Below are 13,052 nucleotides of genomic sequence, written 5' to 3' on the forward strand. Positions count from 1 at the left end.
TCGAGTGAAACAAGGGAATGGAGGGGAAACCGCCCCTCCGACGGGGGGAACGGTCAGGCTTTGAGGGCGCGCATACCATCGGCCAGCAGCCACAGGGCGCGGTTCAGGCGCACATCGGAATCAATGCCCTGCACGGGGCGGGTGCGCTGGCGGCGTCCGTTGGCGCTGCGGCCATGCAATCCGCCCTTGGTCAAGTTCTCCTGTGCGCGGTTGAACACGCTCCACAGGTCGGGGCGGCGGTCGTCAAACCGGCGCGGCATCAGGATTTGTGACTCGGTGACGGGCGCGGGCTTGTTCGGGTCGTCGTACTTGAGGGCCAATGCGGCACGGGCGAATACTTCGGCCTCGCCATCGTCGAGCGTGACGGCCCGCATTGCTTCGCGGTTTTCCTTCACGCGCTCGAAGCCGCTCAACACTTGATAAGCGCCTTCGACGACGTGCCCGGCCACATCGCCTTTGTGGGGTACGCGCACGTCCGCCACGGTGTCGCCGCAGACAAGGCCATTGCTGCAAACGAAGCGGAACATCCCGGCCAGCATCTGATAGCTGCTGGTGCCGTCATGGGAGTTCAGCAGCACGATTTCATTGGCTTCCGCGCCGTTGATCTGGCTGGCGTGGCGCAGCCGGATCATGTGTTTGGTGTGCTCGCGGCGGCCTTCATCGCGCACGCGGGTCTGCGTCACCATGAAGGGTTGAAACCCCTCCTTGCGAAGCTCGGTCAGCACCGTGGCGGTGGGGATGTAGGCGTACCTCTGCGAACGGCTTTCGTGCGGCGCTTCCGCGAAGATGGACGGGGCCACACGGTGAATCTGGTCATCAGACAGCGGGGAATCGCTGCGCAGTACCGGGGAGTGGGAAGCGAAACGGGTTGCAAGCATGGTCTTTCTCCTGACAAAGTTGGCTGTTGAAAAAAACCGCATACCGGATTCCTAGATTCGGAGCCCAGCCTTTCGGCTGTTCGGTGCGGTCGGCACGAGGAACCCGGTCGGCCCTGTTGCCACCGTCTTTCCTGAGTTCATCGCCCGCGACGGTCAGGAGCGCGCGCCCGTGTGCCGTCAAGGAGATAAGCGCAGGGTTGGTGCGGCCCGCAGGCGCAGCCGAGGACACGGCCCTGCGCGCCTTGACGGCACACGGGCGCGGGCTACAGTCGCGGACAAGGTGATGAAGTCAGGGAAGACGGCTGGACATGGCAACGGCCGCCTTGATGTGCAGACCGCACGGCAAGCGAAGCGCGCAGGCCCGAAGCTGGAAGCCGGGCCGGAGGCGTCAGCCGAGCGGAGCGAAGGAACGATGGAAGCCCGACAGGGGCGAGACGCCGGAGGCGGCTCGATGCGCAGCACGACAGCGCGACCGGCCATCTCCTTGGGGGCCGGGGACGCCCAACCATCAAAGCCGAAGAAACCACAGGGTCAGGGCGAGCACACGCAAGGCATCGTGGATCTGCTGCGAATGGAATCTGGCCGATTCGGCGTAGCCGGGTCGGCGGTGCTCAGGGGCGCCAAGCCTGCGCGGCGGGGATAGCCCGTAGGGCTTTCCCCTGGAGAGCAAGCCGAAGGCGCGCAGGCATCGCGCCGCGTGGGCGCGATGCGAAGGGGCATCCCGCGACGCCCCAGGGCCGGGTCAGACGACGACCCGCCCGGCCAGCCGCGCATCGCGCGCATAGGCGCTCAACCGCTTCTCGGCGCGGAACGACAGGTCGCGTTCGATCGGCAGGCCCAGCCCGCCGCGCACCATCGCCAGTTCGCCCAGACTGACCCAGCCGATTTCCGGCATCCCCAGGCCCAGGTCGCAAAGACCAAAGGCGTGGTCATGGTCATCGGGATCAATCTCGGTCAGCAGCCAGGTCGCGCCGGCATCCGGCGTGAACAGCTTGACCACGGGCGCCGGATCGAAGTCCGGGTTCTCCAGAGATTCGCGGCCGTTGGCCAGCAGCACGATGCGCTGCTCGGCAGTGATGAGTGCGTTGTTCATGGTGAACTCCTGAAAGGTTGCCGGGCGGAATTGCCCGACCCTTCCAGGGCACGGCACGGCGCAGCGCAAGCAGTCAGGGGTCAACGACGGCCGCCAGGACGCAAGCGCTATCGGCGCGCAGCCCTTGACGGCGAGCACGCCGTGGCACGATGAAGGGAATAGCAAGACCGCCTCCCTCGCACCTCCACGCGCTGAGTTTTCGGCAAGCGGAGCGCGCAGGCCCGAGAGGGCCGGAGGCGTCAGGGGTCAAAGCCGAATGGCCGCGATTCGGCACGAAGCGCGGGGCGCAGCCCGCGAGCCCGACGGTGGCACGCCGGGACGCCATGAGGGTTACTTGCGCTATGATTCAATAAACGTTGTATTATGAAACCATGAACGAAGATCAAGCTGTTTCCGCCCTCGGCGCCCTAGCTCACACCCAACGCCTGCGCGTATTTCGCGCCTTGGTCGTCGCAGGCTCCGAGGGGCTGACGCCCAGCGTCCTCGCCGACCAGCTCGACGTGGCCCGCAACTCTTTGTCCTTCCACTTGAAGGAACTGGCCCATGCCGGCCTCGTCACCATCGAACAGCAAGGCCGCAACCTGATCTACCGCGCCGACTTCGCGCAGATGAATAGTCTGCTTGGCTACATGACCGAGCACTGCTGCCAGGGCGGCGTATGCGAAGTCACTGAATCGCCCTTCACCTGTGCCTCCTGCTGAAAGGAACTCTCCATGAAGCGCTTCCACGTCCACCTGCATGTCGATGGCCTGAACCGCGAGTTGCGAAACATCGGCCAAGAGTGAAGAGCGTCACTTCATCAACAACCAGACTTGAAAGGACACCCCATGCCAAACATCCAGATTTTCGACCCGGCGCTGTGTTGCAGCACCGGCGTATGTGGCGTTGAAGTGGATCAAAACTTAGTGAACTTCGCCGCCGATGTGGATTGGGCCAAGCAAAACGGTGCTCAGGTCGAACGCTTCAACCTGGCACAGCAACCCCTCGCTTTCGCCGAAAACCCAACCGTGAAAGGCTTTTTGCAACGCTCGGGCCAAGAGGCGCTGCCCCTGGTTCTGGTCGATTGTGAGGTGGCCTTGGCCGGCCGCTACCCCAGCCGAAGCGAATTGACCCGCTGGGCTGGCATCGAGGCGCCCGAAGCCTCTCCAGCCCAAAACACCTGCTGCTCTGGCGACCGCTGCTGCTAAATAAGGAGATCCCATGCACTTCCTGACCCAGGCGCCTCGCTTCCTTTTTTTCACCGGAAAAGGGGGCGTCGGCAAGACCTCCATCGCCTGCGCAACGGCCGTACAACTTGCGGCCCAGGGCCAGCGCGTGCTGCTCGTCAGCACCGATCCGGCTTCCAACGTGGGGCAGGTTTTCGGCGAACGCATCGGCAACCACATCACGGCGATTCCCGCCGTACCGAACCTATGGGCGCTGGAGATCGACCCACAGGCGGCAGCGCAAGCCTACCGTGACCGCATTGTCGGCCCGGTGCGAGGCGTGCTGCCCGACGACGTGGTGCGCGGCATCGAAGAATCCCTGTCGGGTGCCTGCACCACGGAAATCGCCGCCTTCGACGAGTTCACGGCCTTGCTGACCGACTCGGCGCTGACGCAGGATTACGCGCACATCATCTTCGACACGGCCCCTACCGGCCACACCATCCGCCTGCTGCAACTTCCGGGCGCGTGGAGCGGTTTTCTGGAAGCGGGCAAGGGCGATGCGTCGTGCCTGGGGCCGCTGGCGGGCCTGGAAAAACAGCGCAGTCAGTACAAGGCTGCGGTGGAGGCACTGGCCGACCCCTTGCGCAGCCGCATGGTGTTGGTGGCCCGTGCGCAGCGCCCCACACTGCGCGAGGCGGCACGCACCCATGAAGAACTGGCCGCCATCGGCCTGTCGCAGCAACACTTGGTCATCAACGGTGTCTTCCCCGCCGGCGAGGCCGAAAACGACCCACTCGCCGCCGCCATCTACCAAAGAGAGCAAGCCACACTGGCCACCATTCCGCAGGCACTGCAGGCCTTGCCTCGGGATCAAATCGCGCTCAAGCCGTTCAACCTCGTCGGCCTCGATGCCCTGCGTCACCTGCTGGTCGATACCGACGCCACGCATGGCGCCGATGCCATCCAGCTGCCCGACCAGATCAATGCGCCAGACTTGTCCGCCTTGGTCAACGAGATTGCCGCCGATGGACATGGACTGGTCATGGTGATGGGCAAGGGCGGCGTGGGCAAGACCACGCTGGCCGCTGCCATCGCCGTGGAGCTGGCGAGCCGGGGCTTGCCCGTGCACCTCACCACCTCCGACCCGGCCGCGCACCTGGCCGATACGTTGGAAGGCTCGCTTCCCAACTTGGCGCTCAGCCGTATCGACCCTCAGGAAGCTACGGCGCGCTACCGCCAGCATGTGATGGAAACCAAGGGCGCGCAGCTCGATGCCGAAGGCCGCGCCCTGCTGGAAGAAGACTTGCGTTCGCCCTGTACCGAGGAAATCGCGGTGTTCCAGGCGTTCTCCCGCGCCATCCGCGAAGGGAAACGGAAGTTCGTGGTGATGGACACCGCGCCCACCGGCCACACCTTGTTGCTGCTCGACGCCACCGGCGCCTACCACCGCGACATTGCCCGGCAGATGGGGGAGACGGGCGTTCACTTCACGACGCCGATGATGCAGTTGCAAGACCCCAAGCAGACGAAGGTGCTCATCGTCTCGCTCGCCGAGACCACACCGGTGCTGGAAGCGGCCAACCTGCAAGACGACCTGCGTCGTGCAGGTATCGAGCCGTGGGCGTGGGTCGTCAACAACAGCGTGGCGGCCGCGCACCCGCATTCCCCGCTGTTGCGCCAGCGCGCGCGCAACGAGCTGCGCGAGATCGACGCTGTGGCCACGAAGCACGCGCAGCGTTACGCCATCGTGCCGCTGCTGACGGAGGAACCGGTGGGTGTGGAACGCCTGCGGGCTTTGGCGAATTGGAGGGTTTCATGATCCGCGCTGCCTCGCCCATGGGCCTGTTCGAGCGCTACCTGACGCTCTGGGTCGCGCTGTGCATCCTGGCCGGGCTGGCTCTGGGCAACCTGATGCCAGAGCTGTTCAGTGCACTGGCAGCCATCGAATACGCCTCGGTCAACCTCATCGTCGCCGTGCTGATCTGGGCCATGGTGTACCCGATGATGATCGCCATTGATCTGGGTTCGCTCAAGGCCGTGGGCCGGCGACCAAAGGGGCTGGTGATCACGCTGACGATCAACTGGCTGATCAAGCCCTTCACCATGGCGGCGCTGGCGGTGCTGTTCTTTGAGTATCTGTTGGCTGATCTGATCAACCCGGGTGATGCTCAGCAATACATCGCCGGCCTGATCCTGCTGGGCGCCGCGCCTTGCACCGCCATGGTCTTCGTGTGGTCACAAATGACTCGGGGCGATCCGAATTACACGCTGGTGCAGGTCTCGGTGAACGACCTGGTGATGGTGGTGGCGTTCGCACCCATCGTCGCCCTGCTGCTGGGCGTCACCGAAATCGCCATCCCCTGGGAAACCTTGGTGCTGTCGGTGGTGCTTTACATCGTGCTACCCCTGATCGCAGGCTGGTGGACGCGCAAGCGCCTGACCGCCCAGGGCGGCGAGGCGGCCGTCTCGGACTTCACCGCGCGCATCAAGCCTGTCTCCATGCTCGGCCTGCTGCTCACCGTGGTGCTGCTGTTCGGCTTTCAGGGCCCGGTGATCCTGGCCCAGCCCACGCTGATTGCGCTGATTGCCTTGCCCATCCTGATCCAGTCCTACGCCATCTTCGCCCTGGGCTATGCCTGGGCCTGGGCCTGGCGCCTGCCGCACCCGATTGCCGCACCCTGCGCAATGATCGGCACGTCCAACTTCTTCGAGTTGGCGGTGGCCGTGGCTATTGGCCTGTTTGGCCTGAACTCGGGCGCGGCGCTGGCCACCGTGGTTGGCGTGCTGGTCGAGGTGCCAGTGATGCTGTCCCTGGTGGCTTTTGCCAACCGCACGCGCGTGCGTTTTGCAGCGTTATGACGAATGTCGGCAAACGGGTATCTGGAACCTCTCACCTAAGGAGCCCATCTATGGACAAGCCGAATGCCTGCTGCGCCTCTGCGGCGCAGCCCAACGTATCGTTGACGTCAATGAGTGACGATGCGCATCGCCGTACCGTGCGAGATGCCTATGCCCAGGTGGCTCAGGTCAGCGGCAAAGGACAAAGCGGCGGCAATGCTTCGAGTTGCTGCGGCGTCAGCGACGATGGCGCCATCAACACGCTCATCTCCACCCGTCTGGGTTACAGCCAGGCCGACTTGGATCTGGCGCCCGCTGGCGCCGACATGGGTCTGGGCTGCGGCAATCCCAAGGCCATTGCCGCACTGAAGCCGGGCGAAACAGTCGTCGACCTGGGATCGGGCGGTGGCTTCGACTGCTTCCTGGCCGTTGGCGAGGTGGGGCGCAGCGGCCAGGTGATCGGCGTTGACATGACCCCGGAGATGGTCTCCAAGGCACGTGCCAATGCGCTAAAGGGTCAATACGAAAACGTGGAGTTCCGCCTCGGCGAGATCGAGCACCTGCCGATTGCCGATGCTGTTGCCGACGTGGTGATCTCCAATTGCGTCATCAACCTGTCGCCCGACAAGCCCCAGGTGTTCCGCGAGGCTTTCCGCGTGCTCAAGGCCGGAGGGCGGTTGGCCATTTCCGACGTGGTCGCGACTGCCCCGCTGCCCGAGGACATGCGCAACGATGCCGCGCTCATTGCCGGGTGCATGGGCAACGCATCGCTGATTGCCGACCTGGAGGCGATGATGCGTGCCGCCGGATTCGAGCAGATCCGCATCCAGCCGAAAGACGAGTCGAAGACCTTCATCGAGGACTGGGCGCCGGGACGCAAGGTCACCGACTTCGTCGTCTCGGCCACGATCGAAGCCATCAAGCCGGGCACCACGCCGTCGCATCTCTCATGACTGAAGGGCCCGTGGGTGCTAAAGCGCCTGTGGGCCTTGGCGAGCTGGAGAGTGTCATGGCCCGCGCTGCCTCGCCTATGGGCCGATTCGAACGCTACCTGCCGCTTTGGATGGCGCTGTACGTTCCGAGCGGCCCAGCCTTGGGCCACCTCATGCTTGGGCTGCTCAGCATATTGGCAACCATCGAATACGCCTGGGCCACTGGAACACAGATCCCCAACCCTACGAATTTCTGAGTCGGCATACAGCAATGAATCCAATCACTATTTATCACAACCCCGCCTGCGGCACATCGCGCAACGTGCTCGCCATGATCCGTAACAGTGGCGAGGAGCCTGTCGTCATCGAGTACCTGAAGACACCGCCCGACCGGGCCACGTTGACAGCGCTGATCGCCGCCATGGGCGTGCCGGTACGTGCCGTCCTGCGCGAAAAGGGTACGCCTTATGCCGAGTTGGGTCTCGATGACCCGAAATGGAGCGACGAGCAGTTGATCGGATTCATGCTCCAGCACCCCATTCTTATCAACCGCCCCATCGTGGTCACGCCGCTGGGCACCATGCTGTGCCGGCCTTCGGAGACGGTGTTGGACATCCTGCCCCAGCCGCAGCGCGGTGCATTCAGCAAGGAAGACGGCGAAGCCGTCGTGAATGCGGAAGGCCGCCGTGTCTGAATCCAGAGTTGACCTGCCCAATATCGACACCGCGCTGTTCCAGCAACCCGATGCCCAGCGGCTGATGGCGCCCGAGCGTGCCACCCACGCGCCGCGCTTCCTGCTGCTCTACGGCTCACTGCGTGAACGCTCGTTCAGCCGCCTGGCTGCCGAAGAAGCGGCGCGCATCCTGCGTGCGCTCGGTGGCGAAACGCGAATGTTCAACCCCTCGGGCCTGCCGCTGGTGGACGATGCGCCTCACGATCACCCGAAGGTCAGGGAACTGCACGAACTGGTGCAATGGGCCGAAAGCATGGTGTGGAGTTCGCCTGAGCGCCACGGCGCCATGACCGGCCTGATGAAAACGCAGATCGACTGGATTCCACTGTCCATCGGCGCGGTGCGCCCCACTCAGGGCAAGACGCTGGCGGTGATGCAGGTATCGGGCGGTTCTCAATCCTTCAATGCCATCAACCAGATGCGCGTGTTGGGCCGCTGGATGCGGATGCTGACCATTCCCAACCAGTCCTCGGTGGCCAAGGCATACCAGGAGTTTGATGAAGCAGGACGCATGAAGCCCTCTGCCTACTACGACCGCATTGTGGATGTGATGGAAGAGCTGATGAAGTTCACGCTGCTCACGCGCGATGTGGCACCCTATCTCGTGGATCGCTACAGCGAGCGCAAGGAAAGCGCCGAAGCCCTGAGCAGGCGCGTCAATCAAGCAGCGATCTGAGAACCGCCATCGCAGCAAAAAGGGGGCCGAAGCCCCCTCGCTCAAATCAGACCGCGTTCGGCGAAGGATATGGTGCTGCCACCCGCCACGATGATGTGATCCAACGTGCGAACATCCACCAGCGCCAACGCCTCCTTGAGCCGCTGGGTCAGTACTTCGTCGGCTCTGCTCGGCTCTGGATTGCCGCTCGGATGGTTGTGCGAAACGATGACCGCCGCTGCATTGAGCCGCAGCGCCTCCTTGACCAGCTCGCGCGGATACACCGATGCGCTGTCGATGGTGCCGCGGAACATCTCGGCGTATTCGATCAGGCGATGCTGTGTATCGAGGAACAGCACCGCGAACACCTCGTGCTCGAAGCCGGCCAGCTTGGCGCACAGGTATTCCTTGACCGCCGCCGGCGAAGTGAACGACGCACCGCGCTGCATCTTGTGCTCGATGGCCTGGCGCGCGGCCTCCAGAATCTGGTCCGCCGTGGCCAGCAGGTAGCGGCTCTGTGCGTCACGCACCATCAGCGAGGTATCGAACGAGGAAAAGGACAGTTGCGACATGATCGTGCTCCGGTTGCTCGGGCGGAATTGCCCGGAACCGTTGCCAGCACGGCGCAGCGCAAGCAGTCAGGGGGGCGTAGCCGGCCGCCAGGACGCAAGCGCGCATGGCGCGCGCTGCCCTTGACGGCGAGAACGCCGTGATACGGTGAAGGGAACAGCAAGACCGCCCACACCCGCCCACAGCACACAGTCGGCTTTCGGGGCAAGCGGAGCGCGCAGGCCCGAGAGGGCCGGAGGCGTCAGGGGTCAAAGCCGAATGGCCGCGATTCGGCACGAAGCGCGGGGCGCAGTTCGCGAACCCGACGGCGTATCGCGCCGGGACGCACGGCCTTGGCTTTCACAGATATTGGGGCGCGGGTCGGCCAGAATGTGCGAAGCGTTTTGTTACTATTCCAAAGGCAAGTCCGGGGCGATTGGGTATCCGGAAGTATCCAAATACATTTGTAGGGACGACATGACGACGCCACAGCCGACCACCTTCGGTCAACAACTTTTCTTCAGTCCGGAAGCCGGCACTTGGAAGGCGCTCAGGCCGGACGTGACTGGCGGGGCCGACGATGTGAAGAGGCAGCAGGTGCTATCGGAAGCTGCTGCCGCGCGCGAAGAACTGAAAGCAGTATTGCTGTCCTCGCTTCAGATGCAGCATGTGGTCGCCCTCGCAGGCAGTGGAACATCTCTGGGGGAGATCAACGGCCCTTCGATGTGGACGCTGTGGGATCACTGCGTGAACTCGAATCCTGATACTGGAAAGGATGAGCGAAAGCCGACCGAGCAGGCTAAAGCCGTCATTGCTGAGATCGGCTATGAGACTGCCGTCGAACACGAGAACATCGAGGCCTTGCTTTCGCGGTGCGATGCATACCTTCAGATCAAGAAAAGCGAGCAGGTCGAGAAATTCGTGTCCGCCTCAAAAGCCGTGATTCTGAAGAAGTGCTCCGCTTTTCTCGATGGCGCGGACGATTCCAAACTGGCCAGCCATCGCACGTTCTTGCACCGACTGTCTCGTCGCCGCGTCCGCGACTCGCGGATGAAGCTGTTCACGACGAACTACGATTTGTGCTTTGAACACGCTGCTGGCAAGCAGGGGCTGGTCTTGCTCGACGGCTTCTCGTTCACGCAACCTAGGCAGTTTGATCCGCGGTTCTTCCTGTACGACATCGTCCGCCGACCTTCAACAGGCGATGAAGTCGGCAACCCGCTGGAGGGCGTGTTTCACCTCTACAAATTGCATGGCTCGGTCAACTGGGATCAATCCAGTTCGGGCGATATCGAGATCAAGACAGATCCGACGCCAGCAACGGCCTGTCTCATCTATCCCGCCAAAGGCAAATACCAGCAGTCCTACGTACAACCGCACCTGGAGCTAATTTCCCAGTACCTGGCGGCGCTGCGTGAACCGAATACCTGCCTCATCGTTTCGGGCTTCGGCTTCAATGACGATCACTTGTCTGAACCCATTGTCGCGGCGGTTCGCACCAACCCGCATTTGCGGTTGATCATCGTCAATCCATCGGCGGACGACCTGGCCTCCCGGCCCAAGGAAAACAACCGATACTGGGATGCGCTCTACGGCCTCGCCAAGCAGGGCGAGGACGTGTGGCTGATCAATGCCACGTTCAGCGAGTTCGCCGAGATGATCCCGGATCTCAAGTCGCTGACGCCCGCGCAGCGGCTTACGCGCGACATCAAGTCGCTGGTCAAACCGACATGAGTACCGCGTTCGACGTTGCCGACGCCTTTCCGCGCGGCTTGCTCCGGCCAGAGTTGTATGTCGGCCAACTGTGCGCCGTCTCCGCCCAGGCGGTGAAGTTCAATCTCAACGAGGCGGGCTCGCCCAGCGGCTCCCACTTTCTCGGCGGCCGGTACGGAAAAGGTGAGGTGGGAGAGTTCGTCCTGATCGAAGGACAGATCAACTTGCTGCTTGGGCGGGTCGTCGAGATCCACTTACCGGACGCCGACCGGCGCCTGATCGACACCTCGCACGGCAGGGTGCCGGACCTGGATGGCATCGGGACGATCCAACTGCTGGGCTCCATTGCAATGGACTCGCTTCGGATCTCGGCGGGCGTTGACTCGTACCCTCGCTTGGGTGATCGCGTCTACGCGGCGCCGCACAGCTTCATCGCCAACCTGCCGAAGTTCATGGAGGCCGCGGAGGCTGAGGCTAGCCACGTCCTTCTCAAGCTGGGGTCGATCGATGTCGCGCCTGAAAGCTATGTGTCGGTGAAGCCAGAGAAGTTGTTCGGCCGGCATTGCGCGATTCTTGGTGCCACCGGCGGTGGCAAGAGTTGGACGACCGCTCGGATCATCGAAGAATGCCTGCGCTACAAGACCAAGATCATCTTGCTTGACGCGATGGGGGAGTATCGCGGGTTCGATGGAGAGCACGTCGCCAACTTTCATCTGGGCGCGCCGGTCAACACTGCGAAATCTTCCGCCCCTTGCACCTTGCCGCAAACGTCTTTCATTGAATCGGACTTCATCGCGCTGTTTGAGCCTGCCGGCAAGGTTCAGGGACCAAAACTGCGCGCGGCGATTCGCAGCCTTCGACTCGCCGCTCTCGCTCCCCACGTTGCGACGGGCGGGATCATCAAGAAGATTGATCAGTCCAAAGTCCCGATCATGACCGAGGAAGCCAAGGCGGGCATCGCGGAGAAGCTTGATGATCCGCAGCAAGCTTTCGACGTGTGGAAGCTCGTCTCTCAGATCGAACAGGAGTGCGTTTACCCAGATGGCTTCGGGTCAGCCAGGGGGCAGAAGGACTTCACCAAATGGGGTGGCGACTCGGGCGAGGTCTCGTTCTGCCTGTCCTTGATGTCGCGCATCAACGGCATTCTCAGTTCATCGTCCTTCGAGTGCGTCTTCAAGTCGAAGGCTCCCGCGTTGACCGAGAAAATCTCGTCCTTCGTCTCAAACGAGGATCGGTTGCTCCGGATATGCCTCAGCGGCGTTGCCTTCGAGTTCAAGGCCCGCGAGATCGTCGCGAATGTAATCGGACGGCATCTACTCAACATGGCGCGCAATGGCGCGTTCAAGAGCCGTCCTGTGGTCGTTATCGTCGATGAAGCGCACAACTTTCTCGGGCGACAGATCGGAGCCGATGATGCAGTCGCTCGCCTAGACGCATTTGAGCTGATCGCCAAAGAGGGCCGGAAGTACGGACTCAACATTTGTCTGTCGACTCAGCGCCCACGCGACATAACGGAGGGTGTTCTGAGCCAGATGGGAACACTCGTTGTGCATCGGCTCACGAATGATCGGGATCGCGAGGTTGTCGAACGCGCCTGCGGCGAAATCGACCGATCGGCATCGTCGTTTCTGCCCAATCTGAAGCCCGGCGAGGCTGCGATCATCGGCGCCGATTTCCCCATCCCGTTGACCATTCAAGTCTTCCCGCCGAGCGCGAAGCCTCTTTCTGACGGTCCCAACTACCAGACCAACTGGAAGGTATAGGGTTCTTTTCGAAACACTAATGACCGCAGCGGTCAGTAGATACGAATAGGCATCAGATAATGGCCTGCAAGCCCTTGTCGGCGATGACGTTGAGCAGTTTGAGTGCTGGCCCCGTGGGATGGGTGTCGCCTTGCTCCCACTTGCGTACGGTCGAGGCCGATGTGTGCAAATGAAGAGCGAACACCGGCTGGCTGAACTTCAAGGCTTCGCGCAGGCGTTTGATGTCGGCAGCGTTGAACTCCCGCACCGGCGGCGGGCAGATCGCGTCGAACTCGCGCATCGTCACCTTGCTGATCGCTCCCGCTTCGTGGAGCGCAGCCAGGTCGCCACGCAGGGATTCAATGATCTTGCTCACAATGCACCTCCAATAACACGCCCGACTGCAACGCCTTCGACAAGGCTTCGGCGGACAGTTCCAGGAACACCTTGCCGGCGAACTGCAGCGCCTTCTTTTCGTCCTGTGTGATGTTCGCCTTGTCGCTCTTGGGGAACCCATACAGGAACACGTAGCGGCTACCGAACCGGGCCGACAGCAGCGTGCGATAGCCGCCACTCTTGCCACCGCCGGGGCGGGCCACCCGCTTCTTGTAGAGGAAGCCGCCCAAGTCCGCGTCAATCAGACCGCTTTCCATCTCCTGAACCGCCTTGCACAAGGTGGCATCAGGCAGCTTTTCGCCCGCCTGCCACCGCGCAAAGTCCCTCCGCTTGAGGACGATAGTCATCTTGACCCCCAAACTATACCCGAAACGG

Annotated in this window: 14 protein-coding genes; 9 read left to right on the forward strand and 5 right to left on the reverse strand. The window is 62.7% G+C overall.

The features are described from left to right. Positions 1-53: 53 nt before the first annotated feature. Both P4826_RS00655 and P4826_RS00660 read right to left on the reverse strand, forming a co-directional pair. Positions 54-878: a DUF932 domain-containing protein gene (locus tag P4826_RS00655; RefSeq protein WP_317702103.1), complete on the reverse strand. Its 825-nt coding sequence runs from the start codon at positions 876-878 to the stop codon at positions 54-56. Between the two features lie 742 nt (positions 879-1,620). After that, positions 1,621-1,971, reverse strand: coding sequence for a DUF2958 domain-containing protein (locus P4826_RS00660; RefSeq protein WP_317702104.1), 351 nt, complete (start codon positions 1,969-1,971; stop codon positions 1,621-1,623). Positions 1,972-2,342: 371 nt separating this feature from the next. On the opposite strand from P4826_RS00660, the gene P4826_RS00665 reads away from it, so the two are divergent. The 7 genes from P4826_RS00665 (at position 2,343) to arsH (ending at position 8,298) form a co-directional block, all read left to right on the forward strand. Then, entirely contained in the window at positions 2,343-2,672 is a 330-nt protein-coding gene (locus P4826_RS00665; RefSeq protein WP_077566284.1) for an ArsR/SmtB family transcription factor, read from the forward strand. 126 nt (positions 2,673-2,798) lie between these two features. Next, positions 2,799-3,158 carry an arsenite efflux transporter metallochaperone ArsD gene (gene arsD, locus P4826_RS00670; protein WP_106685119.1) on the forward strand — a complete coding sequence of 120 codons (360 nt, stop codon included), beginning with the start codon at positions 2,799-2,801 and terminating at the stop codon, positions 3,156-3,158. Positions 3,159-3,171: 13 nt separating this feature from the next. After that, positions 3,172-4,938, forward strand: a complete 1,767-nt coding sequence (gene arsA / locus P4826_RS00675; RefSeq protein ID WP_077565976.1) for an arsenical pump-driving ATPase — start codon at positions 3,172-3,174, stop codon at positions 4,936-4,938. Next, a complete protein-coding gene (gene arsB / locus P4826_RS00680) occupies positions 4,935-5,978 on the forward strand; it encodes an ACR3 family arsenite efflux transporter (RefSeq protein ID WP_317702105.1) in 1,044 nt (347 codons plus the stop codon). Before arsA ends, arsB begins: the two co-directional genes overlap by 4 nt. Positions 5,979-6,028: 50 nt before the next feature. Further along, on the forward strand, positions 6,029-6,910 hold the full coding sequence (locus tag P4826_RS00685) for an arsenite methyltransferase (protein WP_317702106.1): 882 nt from the start codon (positions 6,029-6,031) through the stop codon (positions 6,908-6,910). Between the two features lie 250 nt (positions 6,911-7,160). Continuing rightward, on the forward strand, positions 7,161-7,583 hold the full coding sequence (gene arsC, locus P4826_RS00690) for an arsenate reductase (glutaredoxin) (RefSeq protein WP_077565969.1): 423 nt from the start codon (positions 7,161-7,163) through the stop codon (positions 7,581-7,583). Continuing rightward, the gene (arsH, locus tag P4826_RS00695; RefSeq protein WP_317703678.1) at positions 7,576-8,298 is read left to right on the forward strand and encodes an arsenical resistance protein ArsH; all 723 of its coding nucleotides are present in this window, start codon (positions 7,576-7,578) and stop codon (positions 8,296-8,298) included. The genes arsC and arsH overlap by 8 nt, the downstream gene beginning before the upstream one ends. 41 nt (positions 8,299-8,339) lie before the next feature. Here arsH and radC read toward each other — a convergent pair whose 3' ends face one another. Next, complete coding sequence (gene radC, locus P4826_RS00700; protein WP_317702107.1) at positions 8,340-8,849, reverse strand: RadC family protein; 510 nt, start codon at positions 8,847-8,849, stop codon at positions 8,340-8,342. A gap of 454 nt (positions 8,850-9,303) precedes the next feature. Here radC and P4826_RS00705 point away from each other — a divergent pair, with 454 nt between their 5' ends. Both P4826_RS00705 and P4826_RS00710 read left to right on the forward strand, forming a co-directional pair. Next, complete coding sequence (locus P4826_RS00705; protein WP_201395685.1) at positions 9,304-10,560, forward strand: SIR2 family protein; 1,257 nt, start codon at positions 9,304-9,306, stop codon at positions 10,558-10,560. Further along, positions 10,557-12,302 carry an ATP-binding protein gene (locus tag P4826_RS00710; RefSeq protein ID WP_317702108.1) on the forward strand — a complete coding sequence of 582 codons (1,746 nt, stop codon included), beginning with the start codon at positions 10,557-10,559 and terminating at the stop codon, positions 12,300-12,302. The genes P4826_RS00705 and P4826_RS00710 overlap by 4 nt, the downstream gene beginning before the upstream one ends. Positions 12,303-12,354: 52 nt before the next feature. Here P4826_RS00710 and P4826_RS00715 read toward each other — a convergent pair whose 3' ends face one another. Together P4826_RS00715 and P4826_RS00720 are read right to left on the reverse strand one after the other, a co-directional pair. Beyond that, a complete protein-coding gene (locus P4826_RS00715) occupies positions 12,355-12,657 on the reverse strand; it encodes a helix-turn-helix domain-containing protein (RefSeq protein WP_201395683.1) in 303 nt (100 codons plus the stop codon). Next, the gene (locus P4826_RS00720) at positions 12,641-13,024 is read right to left on the reverse strand and encodes a type II toxin-antitoxin system RelE/ParE family toxin (protein ID WP_201395682.1); all 384 of its coding nucleotides are present in this window, start codon (positions 13,022-13,024) and stop codon (positions 12,641-12,643) included. The genes P4826_RS00715 and P4826_RS00720 overlap by 17 nt, the downstream gene beginning before the upstream one ends. Positions 13,025-13,052 lie beyond the last annotated feature (28 nt).

Origin of the sequence: Diaphorobacter limosus (genome assembly GCF_033100095.1) — a bacterium.
GTDB lineage: Bacteria > Pseudomonadota > Gammaproteobacteria > Burkholderiales > Burkholderiaceae_C > Alicycliphilus > Alicycliphilus limosus.

Bases quoted from the DNA above. Each gene is read 5' to 3' on its own strand.
- P4826_RS00655 (WP_317702103.1), bottom strand. From the start codon at position 878: ATGCTTGCAACCCGTTTCGCTTCCCACTCCCCGGTACTGCGCAGCGAT.
- P4826_RS00660 (WP_317702104.1), bottom strand. From the start codon at position 1,971: ATGAACAACGCACTCATCACTGCCGAGCAGCGCATCGTGCTGCTGGCC.
- P4826_RS00665 (WP_077566284.1), top strand. From the start codon at position 2,343: ATGAACGAAGATCAAGCTGTTTCCGCCCTCGGCGCCCTAGCTCACACC.
- arsD (WP_106685119.1), top strand. From the start codon at position 2,799: ATGCCAAACATCCAGATTTTCGACCCGGCGCTGTGTTGCAGCACCGGC.
- arsA (WP_077565976.1), top strand. From the start codon at position 3,172: ATGCACTTCCTGACCCAGGCGCCTCGCTTCCTTTTTTTCACCGGAAAA.
- arsB (WP_317702105.1), top strand. From the start codon at position 4,935: ATGATCCGCGCTGCCTCGCCCATGGGCCTGTTCGAGCGCTACCTGACG.
- P4826_RS00685 (WP_317702106.1), top strand. From the start codon at position 6,029: ATGGACAAGCCGAATGCCTGCTGCGCCTCTGCGGCGCAGCCCAACGTA.
- arsC (WP_077565969.1), top strand. From the start codon at position 7,161: ATGAATCCAATCACTATTTATCACAACCCCGCCTGCGGCACATCGCGC.
- radC (WP_317702107.1), bottom strand. From the start codon at position 8,849: ATGTCGCAACTGTCCTTTTCCTCGTTCGATACCTCGCTGATGGTGCGT.
- P4826_RS00705 (WP_201395685.1), top strand. From the start codon at position 9,304: ATGACGACGCCACAGCCGACCACCTTCGGTCAACAACTTTTCTTCAGT.
- P4826_RS00710 (WP_317702108.1), top strand. From the start codon at position 10,557: ATGAGTACCGCGTTCGACGTTGCCGACGCCTTTCCGCGCGGCTTGCTC.
- P4826_RS00720 (WP_201395682.1), bottom strand. From the start codon at position 13,024: ATGACTATCGTCCTCAAGCGGAGGGACTTTGCGCGGTGGCAGGCGGGC.